At 64.7% G+C, this 21048-nt stretch carries 19 protein-coding genes and 1 pseudogene; 8 read left to right on the top strand and 12 right to left on the bottom strand.

Features of this window, described 5'->3' with window-relative positions; translation table 11 throughout:
• Positions 1-1014 (top strand): DUF222 domain-containing protein (locus ACRDTL_RS18710; RefSeq protein WP_431508191.1); only part of this gene is annotated, 1014 nt, incomplete at its 5' end.
• 54 nt (positions 1015-1068) lie between these two features.
• On the opposite strand, the gene ACRDTL_RS18715 is transcribed toward ACRDTL_RS18710, so the two are convergent.
• Entirely contained in the window at positions 1069-1875 is an 807-nt protein-coding gene (locus tag ACRDTL_RS18715) for an IS1634 family transposase (protein WP_431508192.1), read from the bottom strand.
• 41 nt (positions 1876-1916) lie between these two features.
• Between ACRDTL_RS18715 and ACRDTL_RS18720 the strand changes: the two genes are divergently transcribed.
• Together ACRDTL_RS18720 and ACRDTL_RS18725 are read left to right on the top strand one after the other, a co-directional pair.
• Positions 1917-3296, top strand: a complete 1380-nt coding sequence (locus tag ACRDTL_RS18720; protein WP_431508193.1) for a pyridoxal phosphate-dependent decarboxylase family protein — start codon at positions 1917-1919, stop codon at positions 3294-3296.
• A 135-nt stretch (positions 3297-3431) separates the two neighbouring features.
• Positions 3432-3551: pseudogene (locus tag ACRDTL_RS18725) on the top strand (hypothetical protein); the annotation flags it as partial.
• 368 nt (positions 3552-3919) lie between these two features.
• Here the strand turns inward: ACRDTL_RS18725 and ACRDTL_RS18730 are convergent.
• The 4 genes from ACRDTL_RS18730 to ACRDTL_RS18745 all read right to left on the bottom strand — a co-directional run bounded on the left by ACRDTL_RS18730 (position 3920) and on the right by ACRDTL_RS18745 (position 8158).
• Complete coding sequence (locus ACRDTL_RS18730; protein WP_431508194.1) at positions 3920-6814, bottom strand: RND family transporter; 2895 nt, start codon at positions 6812-6814, stop codon at positions 3920-3922.
• The gene (locus ACRDTL_RS18735) at positions 6811-7275 is read right to left on the bottom strand and encodes an MmpS family transport accessory protein (protein ID WP_431508195.1); all 465 of its coding nucleotides are present in this window, start codon (positions 7273-7275) and stop codon (positions 6811-6813) included. The genes ACRDTL_RS18730 and ACRDTL_RS18735 overlap by 4 nt, the downstream gene beginning before the upstream one ends.
• A 237-nt stretch (positions 7276-7512) precedes the next feature.
• Complete coding sequence (locus ACRDTL_RS18740) at positions 7513-7941, bottom strand: type II toxin-antitoxin system VapC family toxin (RefSeq protein ID WP_431508196.1); 429 nt, start codon at positions 7939-7941, stop codon at positions 7513-7515.
• Positions 7925-8158 (bottom strand): AbrB/MazE/SpoVT family DNA-binding domain-containing protein, encoded by a 234-nt coding sequence (locus tag ACRDTL_RS18745; RefSeq protein ID WP_431508197.1) that lies wholly within the window; start codon positions 8156-8158, stop codon positions 7925-7927. The genes ACRDTL_RS18740 and ACRDTL_RS18745 overlap by 17 nt, the downstream gene beginning before the upstream one ends.
• A 72-nt stretch (positions 8159-8230) precedes the next feature.
• Here ACRDTL_RS18745 and nadD point away from each other — a divergent pair, with 72 nt between their 5' ends.
• Genes nadD through ACRDTL_RS18770 form a run of 5 tightly spaced genes read left to right on the top strand, consistent with a single transcriptional unit; the run spans position 8231 to position 11461 of the window.
• Positions 8231-8860 carry a nicotinate-nucleotide adenylyltransferase gene (gene nadD / locus ACRDTL_RS18750; RefSeq protein ID WP_431508198.1) on the top strand — a complete coding sequence of 210 codons (630 nt, stop codon included), beginning with the start codon at positions 8231-8233 and terminating at the stop codon, positions 8858-8860.
• Entirely contained in the window at positions 8857-9225 is a 369-nt protein-coding gene (rsfS, locus tag ACRDTL_RS18755) for a ribosome silencing factor (protein WP_431508199.1), read from the top strand. The genes nadD and rsfS overlap by 4 nt, the downstream gene beginning before the upstream one ends.
• Complete coding sequence (gene gpgP, locus ACRDTL_RS18760; protein WP_431508200.1) at positions 9222-9896, top strand: glucosyl-3-phosphoglycerate phosphatase; 675 nt, start codon at positions 9222-9224, stop codon at positions 9894-9896. Before rsfS ends, gpgP begins: the two co-directional genes overlap by 4 nt.
• Positions 9886-10623, top strand: a complete 738-nt coding sequence (gene octT / locus ACRDTL_RS18765) for a diglucosylglycerate octanoyltransferase (protein ID WP_431508201.1) — start codon at positions 9886-9888, stop codon at positions 10621-10623. Before gpgP ends, octT begins: the two co-directional genes overlap by 11 nt.
• 4 nt (positions 10624-10627) lie before the next feature.
• On the top strand, positions 10628-11461 hold the full coding sequence (locus tag ACRDTL_RS18770) for a DegV family protein (RefSeq protein WP_431508202.1): 834 nt from the start codon (positions 10628-10630) through the stop codon (positions 11459-11461).
• Positions 11462-12109: 648 nt separating this feature from the next.
• On the opposite strand, the gene ACRDTL_RS18775 is transcribed toward ACRDTL_RS18770, so the two are convergent.
• The 7 genes from ACRDTL_RS18775 to ACRDTL_RS18805 are packed head-to-tail and all read right to left on the bottom strand — an operon-like array spanning position 12110 to position 21047.
• A complete protein-coding gene (locus tag ACRDTL_RS18775) occupies positions 12110-13660 on the bottom strand; it encodes an MCE family protein (protein ID WP_431508203.1) in 1551 nt (516 codons plus the stop codon).
• On the bottom strand, positions 13654-14814 hold the full coding sequence (locus tag ACRDTL_RS18780) for a virulence factor Mce family protein (protein ID WP_431508204.1): 1161 nt from the start codon (positions 14812-14814) through the stop codon (positions 13654-13656). Before ACRDTL_RS18780 ends, ACRDTL_RS18775 begins: the two co-directional genes overlap by 7 nt.
• Positions 14811-16352 (bottom strand): virulence factor Mce family protein, encoded by a 1542-nt coding sequence (locus tag ACRDTL_RS18785; protein ID WP_431508205.1) that lies wholly within the window; start codon positions 16350-16352, stop codon positions 14811-14813. Before ACRDTL_RS18785 ends, ACRDTL_RS18780 begins: the two co-directional genes overlap by 4 nt.
• A gap of 3 nt (positions 16353-16355) precedes the next feature.
• Positions 16356-17936, bottom strand: a complete 1581-nt coding sequence (locus tag ACRDTL_RS18790; protein ID WP_431508206.1) for an MCE family protein — start codon at positions 17934-17936, stop codon at positions 16356-16358.
• Positions 17933-18964 carry a virulence factor Mce family protein gene (locus tag ACRDTL_RS18795; RefSeq protein WP_431508207.1) on the bottom strand — a complete coding sequence of 344 codons (1032 nt, stop codon included), beginning with the start codon at positions 18962-18964 and terminating at the stop codon, positions 17933-17935. The genes ACRDTL_RS18790 and ACRDTL_RS18795 overlap by 4 nt, the downstream gene beginning before the upstream one ends.
• Positions 18961-20172, bottom strand: a complete 1212-nt coding sequence (locus ACRDTL_RS18800) for an MCE family protein (protein ID WP_431508208.1) — start codon at positions 20170-20172, stop codon at positions 18961-18963. The genes ACRDTL_RS18795 and ACRDTL_RS18800 overlap by 4 nt, the downstream gene beginning before the upstream one ends.
• Positions 20173-20177: 5 nt before the next feature.
• On the bottom strand, positions 20178-21047 hold the full coding sequence (locus ACRDTL_RS18805; protein ID WP_431508209.1) for an MlaE family ABC transporter permease: 870 nt from the start codon (positions 21045-21047) through the stop codon (positions 20178-20180).
• Between the last annotated feature and the right edge of the window lies 1 nt (position 21048).

Below are 21048 nucleotides of genomic sequence, written 5' to 3' on the forward strand. Positions count from 1 at the left end.
ACCGTGGCGCGCCGGCTGGAGGAGTTTCCCCGCTGCGCGGCGGGCATGGCCGAGGGTCGACTGTCGCTGGATCAGGTCGGGGTCATCGCCGCACGGGCCGGCGAGGGTTCCGATGAGCATTACGCGGCACTGGCGCGGACCGCTACGGTCAACCAGCTGCGCACCGCGGTGAAGTTGCAACCGCGACCCGAACCCGATTCTCGGCGGCAACCGCAGCGCTCGATCACCAAGACCTGCAGTGAGGAGTCCACCTGTTGGCGGATCAAACTTCCCCACGACGACGCGGCGAAGTTCGACGCGGCACTGGCGTCTCATCGTGATGCACTGTTCGCCGAGTACAAGCAGGATCACGGCAATGGCGAGCCCACATCAGAGAATTGTCCCTCGCTGCCTAGCACCGTCGAGGCGTTTATGCGCCTAGTCGAGAGCGGATGGGACGCCGAGGCGGCCCGCCGGCCACACGGGCAGCACACCACTGTGGTGGTGCACCTCGACACCGGCCAGCGCGCCGCGGCGCTGCATCTGGGTCCGCTGCTCACCGACGCCCAACGCCGATACCTGAGCTGTGATGCCACCTGCGAAGTCTGGTTCGAACGTGACGGGCAGGTCATCGGCGCCGGCCGAGCAAGCCGGGTGATCAACCGGCGGCTTCGCCGCGCGCTCGAGCACCGCCATCCCACCTGCGCGGTTCCCGGCTGCGGGGCCACCCGCGGTCTGCACGCACACCACATCCGGCACTGGGACGACGGTGGTCTGACCGAGATGTCCAACCTGGTGTTGGTATGCCCCTATCACCATCGGTGCCACCACCGGCGCGTCATCACCATCGCCGGACCCGCCGACGATCTCATCGTCACCGACAGCTGCGGTCGACGGCTCAGCGCAGGATCGCTCGCGCGTGCGCCGAACCTTCCCCCGCCCGCTGTCGCGCCGTGCCCCGGGCCCACCGGCGAGCGCGCCGACTGGCGGTGGTACGAACCCTTCCAGCCGCAGCCGCCACCAACAAACAACTAGGTCGGCTACCGGAACCGGTCATTGCGCCGGCACTGTACCCCGACTTAGGACAATTTAGTGTGCATGGCCGGCGTCGATCTTGGCGAGCGCGTTGCGGAGGTCGTCGGGTAGCGGGTCGGCGGCGGTCAGTAGTTGTCTGCCGGCCTTGATGCGGACGGTTCGGTAGCGGCGTGCGGTGCGCACGAATTTCTTGATGCTCCAACCTGTTTGGTGCTCGATCCAGTGGCTGATAGCCAGGGCAGTGAACACGATCGTTAGGTGGGCGTCGATCGATTCGCGTTTGTGGTGGTAGACCGGGCGGGCTTGCAGGTCGTGCTTGGACATGCGGAAACTTTTCTCGATGCGCCACAACTGGTGGTAAGCATCGATGACGAACTCGGGTGTTTGGTTGGTGAGGTTGGTGGTGTATCCCTTCAATCCGGCCAGGCCGCGGGCTTTGGCCTCCAGATCCCGGTTCACCGACTTCGTGGCGGCCTCGGCGAGCACCCGCAGCGAGTCGGCCTTGCTGGTCGGTTCGATGATCCGCGCCAGCACCAGATCGCGAAAGACCTCGTCCCCGCCGGTGGCGGCATCAAAGCCCAGCGCCTGGTAGGCCCGGCACAAGCCGTCCCACAGGTGGCTTGCCTTGGAGGCGACGATCTCCAACGGTTCGCCGTCGACGCCGACGGTGTTCAGCCCCAGATCCAGCGCACCCTGGCCTTCGGAAAGCCGTTGACGGGCAGGAGCCTTGAGCGCTTCGACCTCTGCGTCGTCGTGGGCTGAGCCCAGGTGCTCGATCTGGCGCGAACCACGCCGCGTCGACCACACGATCTGCACCGCCGTGGCTCCCGAGCTGGTCTTCACGGTGCGCACGTAGGCCACCACAGCACCCTACGAGCCAGAACTAGCTAGTGTTGTAGTCCATGCCCGATCGCACTGCCGGCCTCGACGCCGCCGCGCAGCACGCAAAAGTATTCCTTGACACCCTCGACGGGCGGTCGGTGAGCGCCCGGGTTGACGCGGCCGACGTGCGCGAGGCGCTGGGCGGGCCGGTGCCAGAACACGGCGAGGACCCGAACGCGGTCATCGACACGCTGGTGGCCGGCGCCGACCCTGGTCTGGTTGCCAGCGCCGGGCCGCGGTATTTCGGTTTCGTCACCGGCGGTGCCCTGCCTGCGGCGCTGGCCGCCGACTGGCTGGTCTCGGCGTGGGATCAGTGCGCGGACTTTGATTCGCACTCACCGGCGGCCGCGGCCATCGAAGAGGTCACCTCGGCGTGGACCCTGGACTTGCTCGGTCTGCCAGCTACCGCCAGCGTCGGCTTCGTCACCGGTGGTCAAGGCGCCAACACCACCTGTGTGGCGGCTGCCCGCCACGCTGTGCTGGCCCGGGCCGGCCACGACGTCGAAACCGACGGACTCATCGGTGCACCGCCGGTCCGCGTCCTGTGCGGCGAGCAGGCGCATGTCACCATCTACACCGCCCTGCGCCTACTCGGATTCGGCGCGCCCATGTCGGTCGCTGCCGACGACCAAGGCCGGATGAAACCCGAAGCGCTGCGTGACGCACTGGCCCACTGCGACGGGCCAGCGATCGTCTGCGCCCAGGCCGGCAACGCGGCCACCGGCGCCTTCGACGCGTTCGAGCCGATCGCCGACGCCTGCGCCACCCATAACGCCTGGCTGCATATCGACGGCGCGTTCGGCCTGTGGGCTGCCGCAGCACCGGCCACCCGACACCTAACCCGCGGTATCGAGCGTGCGGACTCGTGGGCCGTCGACGCCCACAAGTGGCTCAACGTGCCCTACGACGTGGGGATGGCCATTGTCGCTGACCCTGAAATGCACGTCGCCGCAATGCGGCTCGCGGCGCCCTACCTCGTGGTCGATGCCGGTCAGCGCGACAGCACCAACTACGTGCCCGAGTGCTCGCGCCGGGCCCGTGCGGTGCCTGTCTATGCGGCTATCCGGTCGCTGGGCCGTGCCGGTATCGTCGAGTTGATCGAACGCAACTGCGCGCAAGCCCGACGAATGGCCCAGCGCCTGGCCGCGATTCCCGGCGCAACCGTGCTCAATGACGTCGTACTCAGCCTGGTGCTCCTCCGGTTGCCCGGCGGAGATGACGCCAACCGGGCCGCAGTTACCGCCGTCCAGCGCGACGGCACCTGCTGGGTATGGGGCACTACCTGGCACGGCCAGTACGTACTGCGCGTCCCGGTTTGCAACTGGGCGACCACAGACGACGACGTGGACCGCTCGGCTGGGGCGATAGCGCTTGCTGCACAAGCGCTTACGGCACATTGAAGACGGGGCCATCCATTGACGCCACGCTCAGCTATGGTTGGTTAGCTAGTGTGCAAATATCGGCTCGACATGGATCAAAACCGCAGATCAGCGACTCGCGCCGACATCAGCAACCGAAAAATGTCCTAAGTCGGGGCGCGTGCGCCGAACCTTCCCCCGCCCGCTGTCGCGCCGTGCCCCGGGCCGACCGGCGAGCGCGCCGACTGGGGGTGGTACGAACCCTTCCAGCCACAGCCGCCACCCACAAACAACTAGGTCGGCTACCGGAGCCGCTCATTACCGGCACTGTACCGAAGCCCAAACGGGTTGAGGCATAGAGAAATTCGTTCGCGATACCCGCTGCTATCGGATCTTGATAATCAAGGCCGGCAACCAAACCCGCAACTCCGCCGGGCCGCTACCCGACGATCTCCGCCACGCCCTCGTCAAGATCCCCGCCGACGTACGCACTAACTTGAGCCAAGTCGAGTCAAACTGGCTCTTCGACAACTACGTTGCCGCAGTCAATCACGTGATCGGTGAACTAGAAATGGGAACTGTGCTGCCGAGTGGCCACCGGCACCAGCTCGATCGAGTCTGTCCGCACGGCCGACCCCCCGGACGAAGTGCGCATACCGGCTAGGTCAGTGCGCCGGCAACTGCAACGCCTCGGTGTCTTCGGGCTGTGTATGAGCCGCGATCCCGCGCACCTTGTTGGGACCGCGGGGGTTGACAACCTGCGGCCACCAGAACCAACGCCCCAGCAGGGTGGCAATCGAGGGCATGAACAGTGCACGCACCACAAACGTGTCGAGCAGCAGCCCGATGCAGACCGTGGAACCGAACATTCCGATCGCCAGCAGATCGCTGCCGAGCATCGCGGCCATGGTGAAGGCGAACACCATGCCGGCGGACGTCACCACTCCACCGCTGCCTGCCATCGCACGGATATATCCCGTCTTGAGTCCGACGTGAATCTCCTCCGCGAATCGGGAGACCAGCAGCAGGTTGTAGTCGGACCCGACCGCCAACAAGACGATGACCGCCAGCACCAGTGTCACCCAGTAGATGTGCTGGCCGAACACATCCTGCCAGATGAGCACCGAGAGCCCGAACGACGAGGCGATGGAGCTGGACGCAGTGCCGACAATCACCAGCGCGGCCACCAAACTTCGGGTCAGCGTCGTCATGATCAAAAAGATCAGGGTCAGCGCCGCCACGATCGCGATGATCAGATCGTATTTGGCGCCGTCGTGCATGTCCTCGTAGAGGCCGGCCATGCCACCGACAAACACTTTGGCATCCGACAGGGAGGATTGTTTCAAGGCGTCCTGCGCCGCCATTCGCTCCGGCTCGACCCGCTCGATTCCCTCCGGGGTAGCCGGGTACGTCTGGTGGGTGACGAAGAACCGGGCCGATTTGCCGTCAGGCGACAGGAACAGCCTGAGCCCGGTCTGGAAGTCCTTGTTGTCGAATGCCTCCGCGGGCAGGTAGAAGAAGTCGTCGTTCTTGGAGTCGTCGAAACTTTGGCCCATCATGATCTGGGTGTCGGTCAGGTCCTCCAATTGGTCGACGAATGACGAGAACGTGCTGTGCACGGTTACCACCAGCGAATGCATGAGCTTCAGGGTGTCGACCACCGCCGGCAGCAGCTGGACCGCTTGCGGCAGTTCGAAATCCAAGCGGTCTATGTCGGTCGAGAGTTTGTGTAGTTGTTCGCTGAGTTGGTCCACGCCATCCAGTGACTCAAATGTGTTTCTGAACGCCCAGCAGATGGGAATGTTGAAGCAGTGTTTTTCCCAGTAGAAGTAGCTCCGGATCGGCCTGAAGAAGTCGTCGGTTTCCGCAATGTGATCCCGGATTGTGTCGGCAACACCCACGGTATCCCGCGTCACACCGGCGAGATCGTGAGTGATATTGTCGACTTCCACCAGATGGCCATAAAGCTGCAGTAGTAGGCTGATGTCCTTGTCGAGCTGATCAGATATCGTATCTATATCCCGCACGCGGTCTTTCAGCGTTTTCATATTCTGCATGATCAGCTGGTTTGCTGCGCTGAGCTGAAAAGGTATCGAGCTGTGCTGAAGTGGAATACCCAATGGCCGGGTAATGTCCTGGATCATGGCGATGCCGTGGACACGCATGATACTTTTCGCGACTCGGTCCAAAACGAGCATATCGGCCGGGTTTCGCATATCATGATCGGACTCGACCATCGTGATGTCGGGAGCCATCCTTGCGGGAGAAAAATGTCTCTCCGCGGCCGCGTAGCCGACATTGACCGGGGTATCTTTGGGCAGATACAAGCGGTCGTCGTAACCCGGCTTGAACCCCGGGAGGGCAGCGAGCCCGACCAGTATGACCGCGCCGCTGGCCGCCGTGATCGGCGCGGGCCAGCGGACGACGCCGATGCCAATCCGCCGCCAGAAGCGACCCCGCTGCAACCCTTTGGGCACCAGCAGACCGAACCGGCTGGCCACCACAACGACCGCCGGTCCCAAGGTGAGCGCGGCCGCCACGACAACGATCATGCCCACCGCGACCGGTATGGCCATGGTGTGGAAGTAGGGTAGCCGGGTGAAGTAGAGAACTGCCGATGCTCCGGCGATGGTCAGCCCCGAACCCAAGACAACCGGGGTGACACTGCGAACGGTTGTGTAGTAGGCGGTTTCGCGATCTTCACCAAGCACCCGGGCTTCTCGATAGCGGCCGATGAGGAATATCCCGTAGTCGGTGCCGGCCGCGATCGCCAGCATCACCATGATATTGACGGCGAACGTCGTGAGGCCCATGACATTGTGATACCCGAGAAACGCGACAACTCCGCGAGCGCAAGCCAATTCCAGTAGTGTTAAGAAAAGCTGCGCCAACATGGTGGTAATCGATCGGTAGACGACCAGCAACATGATCGTGATCGCCCCGAGGGTAAACAGCGTGATCTTCACGATGCTCGAGTCCCCGATTTCGCGCAGATCAGCGGTGAGCGCCGCCGGGCCCGCGACATACGCCTGCACCCCGGGTGGTGCCGGGGTATCTTTGATCGCCTCCCGGACCGCAGTCACAGATTCGTTGGCGAACGTGGTTCCTTGATTACCGGCGAGATTGAGCAGGACGTAGGCGCTTTTAGCGTCAGAGCTCTGGACGCCCGCTGCGGTCAGTCGATCACTCCAGAAATCCTGGATGTGCTCGATATGCTGGTGATCTTTTTGTAGTTTACCGATTATCTCGTCGTAGTAGTGATGAGCGGCCTCGCCAAGTTCTTTCTGGCCTTCCAGGACCATCATCACCGTGCTGTTGGAATTGTATTCCTTGAAATTATGACCGAGACGCATCATCGCTTTCATCGACGGTGCATCCATGGGTGCCAGTGGTACCGAGTGTTCCTCGGAAATCACTTCCAGTTGGGGGACCGCCACGTTCACGAAGACAGTGAGCAGGACCCAGAACAGGATGATCGGCACCGCGAACAGGCGTAGCGCGTGTGCGAAGAACGGCCGTTTGGCATGCGTAGTGGTGTCCGCCTCGGTGCGGGTCGTCATCCGGATTTCACCAGGCAGAAGGTCTGGGCGTTGCCACCGACGGCGCGTCGTTCGTCTTTGAGCTCATCGTCGATTTTGATGCGGCAGCCGATTTGGTTGCTGTCGCCCTGCACCATCATGTTGGCCTGAACCGCCGGCAGGACCGTCACGATGGTGTACGACCACGGCAACGGGACGTCGTTGAGCTGGTGGACGTTCGCCTCGGCGTCCCAGTAGTTGATGTCGGCCGTGGTCCCGGGTGGGCCGAACGCCTCGTAGCCGATGTATTTCGGGTTGAACTGCACGATCTCGATCCCCGCGCCGGCGTTGGCGTTGAGGTCCCCAGACGCGAATATTCTGTGCAGCCGTGCGACGACCACGGTCGAAACCGCGAGCACCACCACGAAGACCACCGGTACCCAGTGTCGTGCCAGCACTCCGGGCAGCCGTTTGAGCGTTCTGCTCACTGGAATCGTCCGCATTTCACCGCCTTCGAGGCCAACAGGACCTTCGCATAGCTAAGTATCGTAGAGGCTACGCCAGCGTTCGTACGCCGGACCTAATGGGTTAAATGACTGCGGCACAACCCCGAGCAGATCGCCGGTTGGCTGTGGGAGGATTTCCCCGATGGGCAAGGTCGCCGCGGGGTTGCGCCGCAGGGACGGGTTCAACGAAAACATCAGGGTCGCAACGTAGCCGGTGAACTTTGGCAGGCCCGGTCAGACCAGAAGCTCGACTTCCACTTCGAGCTTGCGATACACGTCCAGTGCGCGCCGGTCGCGCGTCACGAGTGTGAGCTGATGCTCATTCGCGGTAGCGCCGACGAGCGCGTCGTAGACCGAGCCACCAGCGATCCCGGCCGATCCGAGCGTGGCCACCAGTAATGTCGCGGCCCGAGTTCCGAGGAACCTGGTCTCAGGGAACGTATTCGCGAGCAGCCGCGTGACCGTCGCCGGAGTCCTACGTGCCGGTGGCGGTAAGCGGGTCAGCACCGAGAAGGTCTCGAATACGGCGTGGCCGGCCAGACCGAGTGTCCGGCCGTGCAGCGCTTGGAGGGTTTCCTCGTGATGATCATGATCGGCGACCACCAGTGCCACGGCGGCGCTGGTGTCGACAAGGACCGTGGATGATCTACCGCCGGTCGGCATCACGCAGTGTCCGCACCATTGCGTCGCTGATCGGCGCCCCGCTCGCGGGTATGACAAACCGCCCGTCGCGCTCATCGAGAGACTCGCCGGCGAGCGGTTCGACGCGCAGGCCGGCACCGTCGGCGGTGACTTCGACCTCGCCAGATCGCAGCCCAAGATGGTCGCGCAACGGTTTTGGAATAACCAATCGCCCTGCCTTGTCAATGGTTGCGCGCATGCCTAAAACCTACCATTCGATTACTGACGTCACCTGAGCTGCATTCCGCTGCTCAAGTAAGCTTGGCAAACCATGCAAAAGCGCCGTCGCCGGCTGGGCGTAATGGGTGGGACGTTCGATCCCGTCCATAACGGTCATCTGGTCGCGGCCAGCGAAGTTGCCGACTTGTTCCACCTCGACGAAGTGGTCTTCGTGCCGACCGGACAGCCCTGGCAGAAGGACCGGCGGGTGAGCGCCGGCGAAGACCGCTACCTGATGACGGTGATAGCCACCGCCGCCAACCCCCGCTTCTCGGTAAGCCGGGTCGACATCGACCGCGGCGGGCCCACCTATACCAAGGACACCCTGGGCGATCTGCACGCGCTCAACCCGGACTCCGAGCTGTACTTCATCACCGGCGCCGATGCGCTTGCCTCCATCCTGTCCTGGCAGGACTGGAAGGAAATGTTCGCGATGGCGCGGTTCGTCGGAGTCAGCCGGCCCGGCTATGACCTGGGGCGCGAACATCTCACGGACGACGCACTTGAGGGGTTGGCGGATGACGCGTTGACCTTGGTCGAGATCCCCGCGCTGGCGATCTCGTCGACCGACTGCCGCCGCCGCGCCGAAGAGGGCCGGCCGCTGTGGTATCTGATGCCGGACGGCGTGGTGCAGTACGTGTCCAAGCGTCAGCTCTACTGCAAACCCCGGGACCAGACATGACGGCCACCCCGGAAGCCATCGACATGGCGACGGTGGCCGCCGGCGCCGCGGCGGCCAAACTCGCCGCCGACGTCGTCGTCATCGACGTGTCGAAGCAGCTGGTCATCACCGACTGCTTCGTCATCGCCTCGGCGTCCAACGAACGGCAGGTCAGCGCAATCGTTGACGAGGTGGAGGAGAAAATGCGCCGGGCGGGCTACAAGCCGGCGCGGCGCGAGGGGATCCGCGAAGGCCGCTGGACACTGCTCGACTACATCGACATCGTCGTGCACATCCAGCGCCAGGACGAACGCGACTTCTATGCACTGGACCGGTTGTGGCGGGACTGCCCGGTGGTCACCGTGGATCTGGAGGGCAGGTCGTGAGGACGCGCCGACTGGTCATGCTGCGCCACGGCCAGACCAACTTCAATGTGGGCAGCCGGATGCAGGGCCAACTGGACACCGAGCTGAGCGAGTTGGGCCGCGCCCAGGCCGTCGCCGCGGCCGAGGTGCTGGCCAAACGCCGGCCGCTGCTGATCGTGTCGTCGGACCTGCGGCGCGCCGCCGACACCGCGGCCGCATTGGGGGAGCGCACCGGGTTGCCGGTGCGGGTGGACAGCCGGTTACGCGAGACCCACCTCGGCGATTGGCAGGGCATGACCCATGCCGACATCGACGCCGCCGCGCCGGGCGCCCGGTTGGCCTGGCGCGAGGACGCCGGCTGGGCGCCACACGGCGGCGAAAGCCGGGTCGACGTGGCCGCCCGCAGCGTGCCGCTGGTTGCCGAGTTGGTCGCCGGCGAGCCGGAATGGGGTGGCCTCAATGAACCTGAGCGCCCGGTGGTTCTGGTCGCGCACGGCGGGTTGATCGCCGCGCTAACGGCCGCGTTGCTGCGGCTGCCGGTTGAGAACTGGCCCGCGGTGGGCGGGATGGGCAATGCGAGCTGGACACAGGTGTCCGGATACTCCTCCGACGACGCGGACGAGCTGGACCCCATCAGGTGGCGTCTCGACGTGTGGAACGCTTCGGCGCAGGTCGCAAGTGATGTCCTCTGAGTCGCGGCCGGTGCTGCTGATCTTCGCCGATTCGCTGGCCTACTACGGACCCAGCGGCGGCCTACCTGCCGACGACCCACGCATCTGGCCCAATATCGTTGGTGCACAACTTGGTTGGGACGTCGAACTAATCGGTCGTATTGGCTGGACATGTCGCGACGTCTGGTGGGCTGCCACCCAGGACCCGCGGGCCTGGGCGGCGCTGCCCCGGGCGGGCGCGGTGATCTTCGCCACCGGCGGCATGGATTCGCTGCCATCGCCGTTGCCGACGGCGCTGCGTGAGCTCATCCGCTATGTACGGCCGCCGTGGCTGCGGCGCTGGGTCCGCGACGGCTACGGGTGGCTGCAACCACGGCTCTCACCGATGGCCAGGGCTGCGCTGCCGCCGCACCTGACCGCCGAGTACCTCGAACAGACCCGCAGCGCAGTCGATTTCAGCCGGCCTGGTATCCCGGTCGTGGCATCGCTACCGTCGGTACACATCGCCACAACTTACGGCAAGGCCCACCGCGGCCGTACCGGGACCGCCGCAGCCATTACCAAATGGGCGCAGTTGCACGATATCCCGTTGGTCGACCTGAAAGCCGCGGTCGCCGAACACATTATGGATGGGAACGGTAACCCCGATGGTATCCACTGGAATTTCGAGGCGCACCAGGCGGTTGCCGAGTTGATGCTAAAGGCGCTTGCCGAAGCCGGCGTGCTCAACAACGAGAAGCCGCACTGAATTCATGGCTGTCGTCGTGGTCACCGACTCGTCGTCGCGCCTTCCGGACGAGTTGCGCCGGAAGTGGGCGATCCGTCAAGTGCCGTTGCACATTCTGCTCGACGATGTCGACCTGCGCGACGGCGTCGACGAGATTCCCGACGACCTGCACTCGCTTGCGCAGGCCACCACTGCGGCGGCCACCCCGGCCGAACTGTCCGACGCGTATCGGCGGGCACTGGCCGACAGCGGTGGAGACGGCATAGTGGCCGTGCACCTTTCGGCGGCGCTGTCGGGAACCGTCGGCGCGGCCGAGACTACCGCGGCCGACATCGGTCCGGCTGTGCGGGTCGTCGACTCGAAGTCGACCGCAATGAACACCGGATTCGTCGCGCTGGCTGCGGCCCGGGCGTCGGCCGACGGGGCCGACTTGGACGCCGTTGCGCGGGCGGCTGCTGCCGCGGTGAACCGCAACCGGGGGTTCATCGTCGTGCACCGACTGGACAATCTGCGTCGTAGTGGGCGGATCGGTGGCGCCGCGGCCTGGCTGGGCACCGCGCTGTCGCTCAAGCCGCTGCTGCGCATCGATGATGGCAAACTTGTTCTGGCACAACGAGTCCGTACTGCAAGCAAGGCGGTGGCAGCCATGATCGACCGGGTCTGCGACGTCGTCGGTGACCGACCCGCCGCGATCGCGGTGCACCATGTCGCCAACCCGGACGGCGCGGCGGACGTGGCGGCCGCTCTGGCCGAGCGACTGCCGGCCTGCGAGCCGGCGATTGTGACCGACCTGGGTCCGGTGCTGGCGTTGCACGTCGGCGCCGGAGCGCTCGCGGTGTGTGTCGACGTTGGTGACTAGCTCGCTACACCAACTGTGCAATAACCTGTCTCAGGTGAAGCTTCAGCATTCGGTGCAGTTACCGTATATGTATTCGTAGCGGGGTCTGCCTTGACGTCACCGTCAGTGTGAATGGTCATGAGTTCGCCGCCATCAGGCTCCGCGATACACACGTAAGTGTCGGTCTCGGCGTCATACCCGAAGCTGTCCCACGCCAACAGATACGCTAGGCAATTGCCCTGGTGATCCAGGACGACGAGCTTGTGGACGCCAGACTCCTTCAACAGCTTGGCGTCCTGCGCACGATCTGCAGCGGTCTGGTCCTTGTACTTCGTCGTAGCGTTGTGCATCTGTGTAACCCCTTCGTTGTGCCACACACGTAGAACTACTTGGTTCTGTTCCTATGTGGTTGCGAGAGCCCCGAGTTTGGCACGCTCGCAGGGCGTGCGGCGGGCGTCAGGAGGGCTTCGTACTCGGCTGGGGTGAGGTAGGGCGCTGGGCATAGCTTTCCATCGTGCTCCAAGGTTCGGCATTCCACGAGGGTTTTCAGTTTTCGGCCTATCGCAAACGACCTCACGCAAACACAATTGTGGGATGGACGCTTTCGGAGGCTTGCTCGACCGGCCCTGCGCGGACGGTGACCACCGCGGCGGGAAGTGATCGGTGGGTTCAGCCGGTTGGCGCCAGCATCTCCTTCCACCCGTTGTCGCCGATATTCGTCGAATTGCTGAAGGTGAACTTGGCACCGTCGGGCGCCACGACTTCGCCGCTCTGCGGGCTGTAGATCGCAGTCGGGCTCGGTGCCGGCGTGTAGATACACGGGTTGGGTTGTTGCCCGCTGCATTGCACGGTGCCCTGCCCGGGGCGGGTCAGCGGGTCGCTGACCGCAGGTGGTGTTCCGGTGACCTGGTCGGCGGGCGCCGGGTTCATTCCGTTGTTGATCGTCGGCGCCGGGATGACCTGGCCGGGGTTGACGGGCTGGTCGCAGCGCGCACCGGGGGCCGGGCAGTTGCGGATCTGGTTCGGGTCGCCGTACCACGGGTTGGTGCCCAATGGCACGTAGGGTTCGTCGCTTCGGCACTCGCGCGGGGTGGCGGCCCGCTTGCCGGGCACATCAGCGCACGAATAGTTGCGGGCACCACGAACAACATTGCCCTGAGTGTCCTTGGGAATCTTGCAGTAAGTGTTGGCCGGCAGATCCGCCATATTGGTATCCGCGGGAGATCGCCACTGCGATGGCGGCAGGAAGCCGGTGAGACATGCCGGCGGCTGGTTGATCAGCACCCGGCCGTCCACCATGATTTTGCCGGGGTGCAACACTATCGCGGTTTCGCCCTCCGTGACGATTTGCGGAAGCCCGGCCAGAATCTGCTCGACGTTCTGGTGGTAGCGCTTGAGCATGTCGATCACGATCTCCAGGTTCGCCAACGTCTGCGGCAGAGAATCTCGAACATCGCCGAACACGGCGGTCAGCTCATCGACGGTGGGAGCGGCCTGCTGTAGGGCGCTTCGCAGCGCTTGATCCTGGCCGGCGGCTTGGGTGCCGATAGCATTCAGATTGGCCGCCCACCGTCTGATCGGGTCGCTGGAATTAACCTGGCTGTCCAGGATCGGCGCGCTGTGCGCGATGATGTCGTCAACATCGTTGAGGTTGTCTTTGAAGTCATGAACGATCGCCTGCGTCGAGTCGCCTAACCGCTGCAGCGAGGGCCCCAACCCGCCGAAGGCCTGCGAGGTTTCGTCCAGCAGCGTCGAGATCTTCTGCCGCGGCAGCGCCTCCAAACTGTGGTTCGCGGCGTCGAGCGCCGGGCCGATCTCGGCGGGCACCGTGCTTTTGGTGACGGTTTGCCCGTTGGCGAAAAACCGGCCGGGGTTATCAGCTGACACCAGGTCGAGGTATTGTTCGCCGATCGCCGAGACCGAATGTACGTTGGCCGTCGCGTCGATGGGAATCTTGTAGCGGTCGTCGATGCTCATCGCCGCTCGCACGCCCTGTCTGGTTGGTTGTACGCTGGTGACCTTGCCGATCTGTTCGCCGCGGTAGGTCACGTTGGCCGTCGCGTACAGCCCGCCCGACCGGGGCAGCTGGGCGTAGAGCGTATAACGACCGACGCCCAGTAGCGAAGGTAGCCGCAGGTAGTACCAGCCGAGTGCGATCAGCACGATGATGGTCACGATGCTGAACAGCGTGAGTTGGATGCGAATCAAGCGAGTCAACATATGCCGCTCCCTCGTTCCACCAGCGGTCCGTTGGGCGCGTCGTGTGGATTGGGGGTGAACCGCACGTCGGGGATCATGGTCTCGGGGTCGCGGCCCCACGACTGCTCGAGTGCACGCAGCATGCCCGAGATACCGGTCCCGGATAATGACGCGTTGTCGATCCCACTGAGCGTCAGGTCGACCACGGCCGACGCGTTGATGTAGTCACCGCGAATGAATTTCGGTACGGTGTCGATGTTGAACGGGAAGCTCAGTACCAGCTTCACTGTGTCGAACAAATACGGCGAGGCCTTGCTGAGTTCGCACAGCGGTCGCTGCAGCAGCTGCAGGTTGGTGTGCAGAGCATCGCTTGATGGGCCCACGGCATCGTCGGCGGCCTTGCTGGCTCGGCCCAGCGCCTCCACCGCGTCGGCGAACATATCCCGCGTGTCGGCGAAATGCTGGGCCAGCGGCGGAAGTTCGATCAGCAACCGGTCCAGGGTGTCGTTGCGGTCGGCCACGATGGCCAACAGGCGGTCGGTGGAATCAACGACACGGACCAGGTCGTCGCGCTGGTGGTTTACGTTGTCGGTGAACGTGTCGAGCCTGTTGAGGAACTCGCGGATCTGGTCGGCGCGCCCGTTGACGATGTTGTAGACCTCGTCAGTGATCACTTCCAGGTTTGAGATGCCGCCGCCGAGCAGGATCGTCGCGATGCTGGCCAATACGCGTTCGGTTGTGGGATAGGCCGACGAGTTCTTCAGCGGGATGGTGTCGCCGGGCCGCAGTGCCTGCGGCGACGGGTTTTTCGGCGCGGCAAGTTCGACGTGCTGGGAGCCCAGCAGGCTGGTTTGGCCGATCTTCGCTATCGCATTGGCCGGCAGCTTGACGTTGGGCTCCAGGCCTACCGTCAATGTCGCCACCCAGTTCTTCATGGTGATAGCCCGAACGGTTCCGACGTTCACGTCGGCGACCTTGACTTGGCTGTTGACGTTGAGCGCCAACGTATTCGGCATCTGCACGTAGATCCTCATCGCGTGAGATCCGGTGCCCGGGCCGCCGGGTACCGGCACGTTGGCGATGCCGCGCCACCCACACGACGTCAACACCGCCGCCGCCGTCAACAGCGCCAACCCTCGCCGCACCCAGCGGGCAAACCACGCCCGGCGCGTCATTGGCCCGGTCCTGCCCCCGGGTCACCGGGTATCACGCCGGGTGCCGGCGCCGGCGGTGGGCCGGGTTGCGGATACCAGGGCGGCGGCAAGGGGTTAGTCTCGTCGTAGTCATTCGGCGGACCCGTCATGTGGGTCCCTGCCGGCGCCGGTGCGATGTCCGGGCCGCCCAGCAGTTCGGCCAGCGATTCGGGTGTCAACATGTTCTGGGTGGCTGCTTGTACCTGCACACCCTGCATGCCCGGCGCGACAATCCAGCCCGGCTCAAAGTTGCCGTGCGAGAACGGTGTGTCACGCGACCAGATCCCGGGGACGGTGGTGTCCTTGTAGCCCGGCGGTGGCTGCAGTCGCGGCTCCGAGTAGGCGACCTGCTTGGGCAGCACGCTGGCGGCGGTGATCGGGGCGAGGCCGAATGGGGCGTAGTTGAACTTGATCGCATCGGCGATCGGCGCCAAGTACTGCGCGCACAGTTCGGCGGATTCCTGGTAGCCCAGCCGGCTGCCGGCCTGAATCGCACTGCAGATCGACGCCAGCGGGTTGGCGAAGTTCGGCAGGGCCAGCTCACCGGCGAAGCCGCCCACGACCGGCGAGTAGAAGTTTTCGAAACCGGCGACGAGCTGCGGGAAGACGTGCAAAGCGGTCTCCAGCCCGTCCCGCGGCGCCGGCTGCAGAGCCGTGTTGGTCACGTCGGCGAGGTTGTCGACGTTGTGCGCGAGCACTTTTCCGTTCTTGTCGACGAACTCCTCCGTCGTCGCCAGCAGACCGTTGAGATCCCGGACCACGTCGGAGACCTCGTTGTCGGTGTTGGTGAATTTGTTTGTGACGCTGGCCAGGTCGCTGTTCAGTGCCACGAACTGCTGATCGCTTCGATACAGCGCGTTGACGAACACCGCCAGGCTGTCCACGATCGAGAACAAATCGCCGCGGCCATCGCCCAGTGCGCTCGCCGCCTCAGACAGGCTGCGCAGGGTTTCGTTGAACTGCTTACCTTTACCGGCAAATCCGGTGGCAGCCGACTCGATGAGGTCGCCCAACGGTCCCTTGGGCTGTTCGGGCGTTGGGCCTAAACCTGGAAGGATGCGGCTGATCGAGTTGCGCACTTCATCCCATTCGACCGGCACCTGGGTGCGCTCGATCGGAATGACCGCGCCGTCCTTCATCACCGGCCCACCATCGTAGGGCGGCGACAACTGGACGACCCGGGAGGCAACCAGACTGGGGTTGAGGATCGACGCGCTGGCGGCGGCCGGCACCTGGTACTTGTTGGCGTAGTGGAAGGTGATCTTCATCTTGTCGCCCGCCGGCTCGATCTTGTCGATCGAGCCGACTCGCACGCCCATGATCTGAACCTTGTCGCCCGGGTACAGGGCAAGCGCCTCCGAGAAATAGGCGACCACGGTGTTGTTGGTCAGCTTCTCGTAGAGCCGCCAGCCCACAAAACCCGCCACGGTGGCAACGACCGCGACCAGCGATCCGACGATCAGCGCGGTGCGGGAAACGCTGGGCAGTTGCAGGTTACGGACGTTGAAGATCGTCGACATCGGTTACATTCCCCCTTGCGACCCGGGCGGCAGGTAGGGCGGGTTGCCCGGCAGCGGCGCCGTCCCGGCCGGCGGTAACTGCGGCCCGGGTCCCGGTGGCGCGGGCGGCCGCGGTCCAAGCGGCGGCGCAAACGTTGACGGTGGCGGAACCGGACCGGCCGGTGCCAGGTTTTCGGCTCGGGCCCCCGGCGGCGCATTTGGCGGCAGCGGCACCGGTGCGCCCGGAACGTCAGGTGCCGGCTCGCCCGGCCGCCCGGCGATCGGGATGCCCGGTGTCGGCGGTAGACCGTTGGGGCTCGGCGGCGACGTCAGCACGTCGGGCAGCCCCGGATAAGGGCCCGATAACGGACCGAACAGGCCTTGTTGTTGGTCGAGGCCCGCGCATGGCAGCGGGTTGTCCGGCCGTGGCAGCCCGTCGAGCGGCGGCACGTAGGAGCACGGCGATCCCGGCGGCACCGCGGGCCCGGGATGGTCTGGGGTGCCCTCCAGCGCCGGCGGTGCCGACGGCGGGGCACCGTTGGGGAATCTCTTGCCGTTCGGGTCGGGGAACCGGAACGCCGGCAGGCCAGCGCTGCGCCAGAACTGCTCGGGGTCGATCCCGCGCTTCTTGAACGCCGCGTCGACCCACGGCTGCAGGGCCCAGTACGGCAGCAGGTTAGTGACAAACGCCTTGAAGTACGGGCCGGAGGCCAGGCCCTCGCCCAGTGACGCGGTGAAGCGACTCAACAAGACCAAAGTGTCGGCGAAGTCATGCTTGCGGTGCTCCAGCACGTCGGTGATCGCGCGCAGCTGTTCGAGCACGTGGTTGAGGTTCGGGTTGTCGTTGATGAGCCCCTGCACCTGGACCTCCACGGCGTGCGCTCGTTCCAGCAGATACGTGATCGCCTGTCCGCGTTCGTTGATCGCCGCCAGCAACGACTGGGCCCCCGTCAGCAGTGCGTTGATTTGCTCGCTGCGGTCACCGAGGATCGTCGCGATCTTTCTGGCGTTGGCCAGCACGTGCTTGAACTGGGCGTCGCGCTTGCCGATCGTGTCGGCGAACCGCTTGATGCCGTCGAACGCCGCGCTGAGGTGGGGGGAGGTCTGGTCGATGGTCTGCGACAGCATGTTCAGTGACCGCCGCAGCGCGTCGACGTCCCAGCCGGCTGCGGCCTTGGTGATGTCGGTGAACGCGTCGTAGATCTGGTAGGGCGTGCTGGTCTGGGCCAGCGGCAGCACCCCGCCGGCGTGCAGCGGCTGCCCGCCGCGGGTTTCGATCTCGATGTTTCTGCGGCCGAGGATGGTGTCGGTGCGAATCGCGGCCCGGCTGGCGGTGCCGATCCGCGTGCTGCCCAGGGTGAATTCGACCAGAACCTTTTTGCCCTGGATTTGTAGCCCGCGCACCCGACCGACGTCGATCCCGGCCATCCGGATCGTGTCGCCGGTCTGGATGCCGGCGGTGTCGTTGAACTGCGCGTAGTAGCTGGGCTGCGCGAACAGCATCGGGATACTCGCGAAGGTTTGGCCCACGCCGACGACGAGCGCCACGATGACGATGGCCATCAGCCCGTTGCGAACCCGGTTGGAACCCTCCAACGTCCTCATTGCGGCGTGCACCTCCCCGAGGGCTGCTGCCAGAACCTGATCGTGCGCACCGGGCCGCCGGGCTGCAATCCGTTCACCCGGAGCGCTATGTCACACAGGTAGAAGTTGAAGAAGTCGCCGTAGATGCCGCCGGCACGCCCGATGGTCCGGAAGGTGCCCGGTACCCGCTTGAGGACGTCGTTGATCTCGCCGATGTGGTCGACCAGTGGCTGCACGGTGGTTTCCAGACGGGCGACGGCGTTACGCAATAGCGGCCGGTTGTCGGCGAGCAGGTCGCCGAGTGTGCCGGCGGCGTTGCTGATGTTGGCGATCGAGTCGGCGACCGAATCCTTGCGGTTTTTCAGCCCGCTGATCAGCACCTCGAAGTTGTTGACCGTTTCGTCGAACTGTTTCTGGTGTTTGACGGTGGTGTTCAGCACGGTGTTGAGGTTGTCGATCACCTCGCCGATCGCCTGGTCGTGATCGGCCAGCGTCGCGGTGAACTGCGCGGTTTGGTCGAGGATGTCGTTGATGGTGCCGCCCTGACCTTGCAGCACCGTGAGCAGTGATTGGGCGATTGCGTTCACCTTGTCCGGATCGAGCGCGCGGAACAGCGGCCGGAATCCGCCGATCAACGCGTCCAGATCGAGCGCTGGCTGGGTGCGTTCGATCGGGATGGTCGAACCGGCCGGCAGCCGCTGGTTGCTGTCACCGCGGTTGAGTTCCAGGAAGCGGTCACCGATCAGATTCAGGTACCGGATCGACGCGGTCGTTTCCTGATACAGCGGCAGATCCGTGTCGATGCGGAATTCGACGCGGGCCCGCGTGCCGTCGTCGATGAGCTGCACCTTGGCGACTTTGCCGACCTCGACACCGGAGGCGTGCACGAACTGGCCGGCGCGCAGCGCGCTGGCATTGCTGAAGATCGCCGAATACCCGGTGGTGCGGTCGAACCGGATCTGGCCGAACACCACGATGATGATCGCGGTGAACAGCAGCACCACCAGCGAGAAGGCGCCGAGCTTGATTGCGGTACCACGGATTTTCATGGGTTGATCGTGTTCTCCCCCATCTGACGGCCCCACACGTATTCGGTGGCCCACGGTGTGCCGATGCCCAGCTGGTTGTACGGGGTAATGGCGGCGCCGTCATCCATCACCAGAAGCGGCGCCGGCCACAGATCGTGGGAGATGTCTTGCCAGCAGCCCGGTCGGCCCTCCGGACCACCGTGGGCGTTCACCCGCGGCAGATTGTCCGGATAGACATAGGCGTTGGCCGCGCCACCGAGCTCAATGTAGGAGCGTATCGAGTAGCCGTTACCGCCGGCGAGATCGGCGATCTTGGGGGCGGCGATGGCGAGCTTGCGCACGACGCAGACCAGCTGCGGGCTGTAGTAATCAAGCAGCTCCGCGGTGGGAACCAAGTCCTTAACTCCCTGCCGAAGATAGGGGCCACCGCGTTCGAAAATGTCGGCGGTGGTGTTGCCCAACCCGATCGAGGCCATCAAGGCGGCATCAAGGTTGGCCTGGTTGTCGTTGAGTGCGCGCGCGATGGTCACCACGTTGCGCAGAGCATTCCACAAATCCGGTGATGCATCGGCATACACGTCGACCAGCTCCGCGACCGCATGGACGTCGTGGCGGATCTGGGGCATCCGTTGATTCAGGTCGCCGAGAATGTCGTTGCCGTTGGTGATCGACTTCCCGACCTTGTCCCCTAGTCCGTCGAGCGCCTGCGCGGCGGCCGCCAGCGTCGCGCTGAGCTTGACCGGATCGACCTTCTCGGCGATGTCGACCACCGTCTCGAACAGGGTGTTGAATTCGGTGGTCACATGCGACGCGTCGATCACCTGGGAGCGGCTGATGTGCTGGGCCACCGGGTTTTTTGGCGAGGAGAGACCCACGTACTTGTTCCCGAACGCCGTGCTCGCGACGACCTCCGCATGCACGTTGGCAGGAATCACGTCCACATATTTCGGATCCAGCGCAAGGGTGAATTCGGCCTTGGGCTGCCCGTCTTGGGTGATTTCCGCAATCTTGGCGACCCGCCCGACCTGCACCCCGTTGTAGGTGACCTTCGCGTCAGGGTCCATCGACAACCCCGACCGCGCGGCGATCATCGTCAGCCGGGTGCTCGGCGACAGATCGCCGCGAAACTGCAGCCACACCAACGCCAACACCGCCGCGAGGATGACCAACCCCACCAGCCCCGCACGGTAATAGGGGGGTGTCCGCGGCGAATTCAACGGCGCAGTCATCGCCGCTACACGGTGAGGTTGAAGTTCGGATTGATGCCGTAGAGCGCCAACGACGCCAACAGGACCACAAGCACGACGGCCACCAGCGACGCGCGCATCGACTTCCCGACGGCCTCACCGACACCCACCGGGCCCCCGCTGGCGTTGTAACCGAAGTAGCAGTGGTTGATCATGACGATCCCCGAGATGAGCACCGCTTGGATGAACGAGAACAGCACATCGCTGGGCCGCAGGAAGGTACGGAAGTAGTGGTCGTAGGTTCCGATCGACTGCCCGTAGAACAACGTCGTAACAACCTGCCCGGCCGCGAACGACATGACGATCGCCAGCGCGTACAGCGGGACGATCACCATGAATCCGGCCATGATCCGGGTGGACACCAAATACGAAATCGACTTGATACCCATCACTTCCAGCGCATCGATCTCCTCGCTGATCCGCATCGCGCCCAGCTCGGCGGTGGCACCGGCGCCCACGGTGGCCGCCAGCGCCACCCCGGCGACCAAGGGTGCGACAACGCGCACGTTGGCCAACGCCGCGAAGAATCCGGTGAACGCCTCGACCCCGAGATTGCCCAGCGAGGAGAAACCCTGAACCGCGATCAGCGACCCGCCCGAAAGGGTGACGAAGCCGACGATCGTGGTGGACCCGCCGATCACCGCCATCGCTCCGGTGCCCATCCCGATCTCGGCGATCAGCCGCAGCGCTTCTCTGCGGTAGTAGCGCACCGCATGCCCGATCTGCCCGACGGCGACGACGGCGAACCAGTCGACCTGCCCGACGCCGCGAACTAACCGCGCCGGTGCGCCGCCAAACTGGCTGGTGCGGGCGAAAGTACGCGGGTAACGAGCACGCAGGACGGTTGCGGTCGACATG

The sequence above is a fragment of the Mycobacterium sp. genome, from assembly GCF_050700595.1.
In the GTDB taxonomy this organism is placed as follows: domain Bacteria; phylum Actinomycetota; class Actinomycetes; order Mycobacteriales; family Mycobacteriaceae; genus Mycobacterium.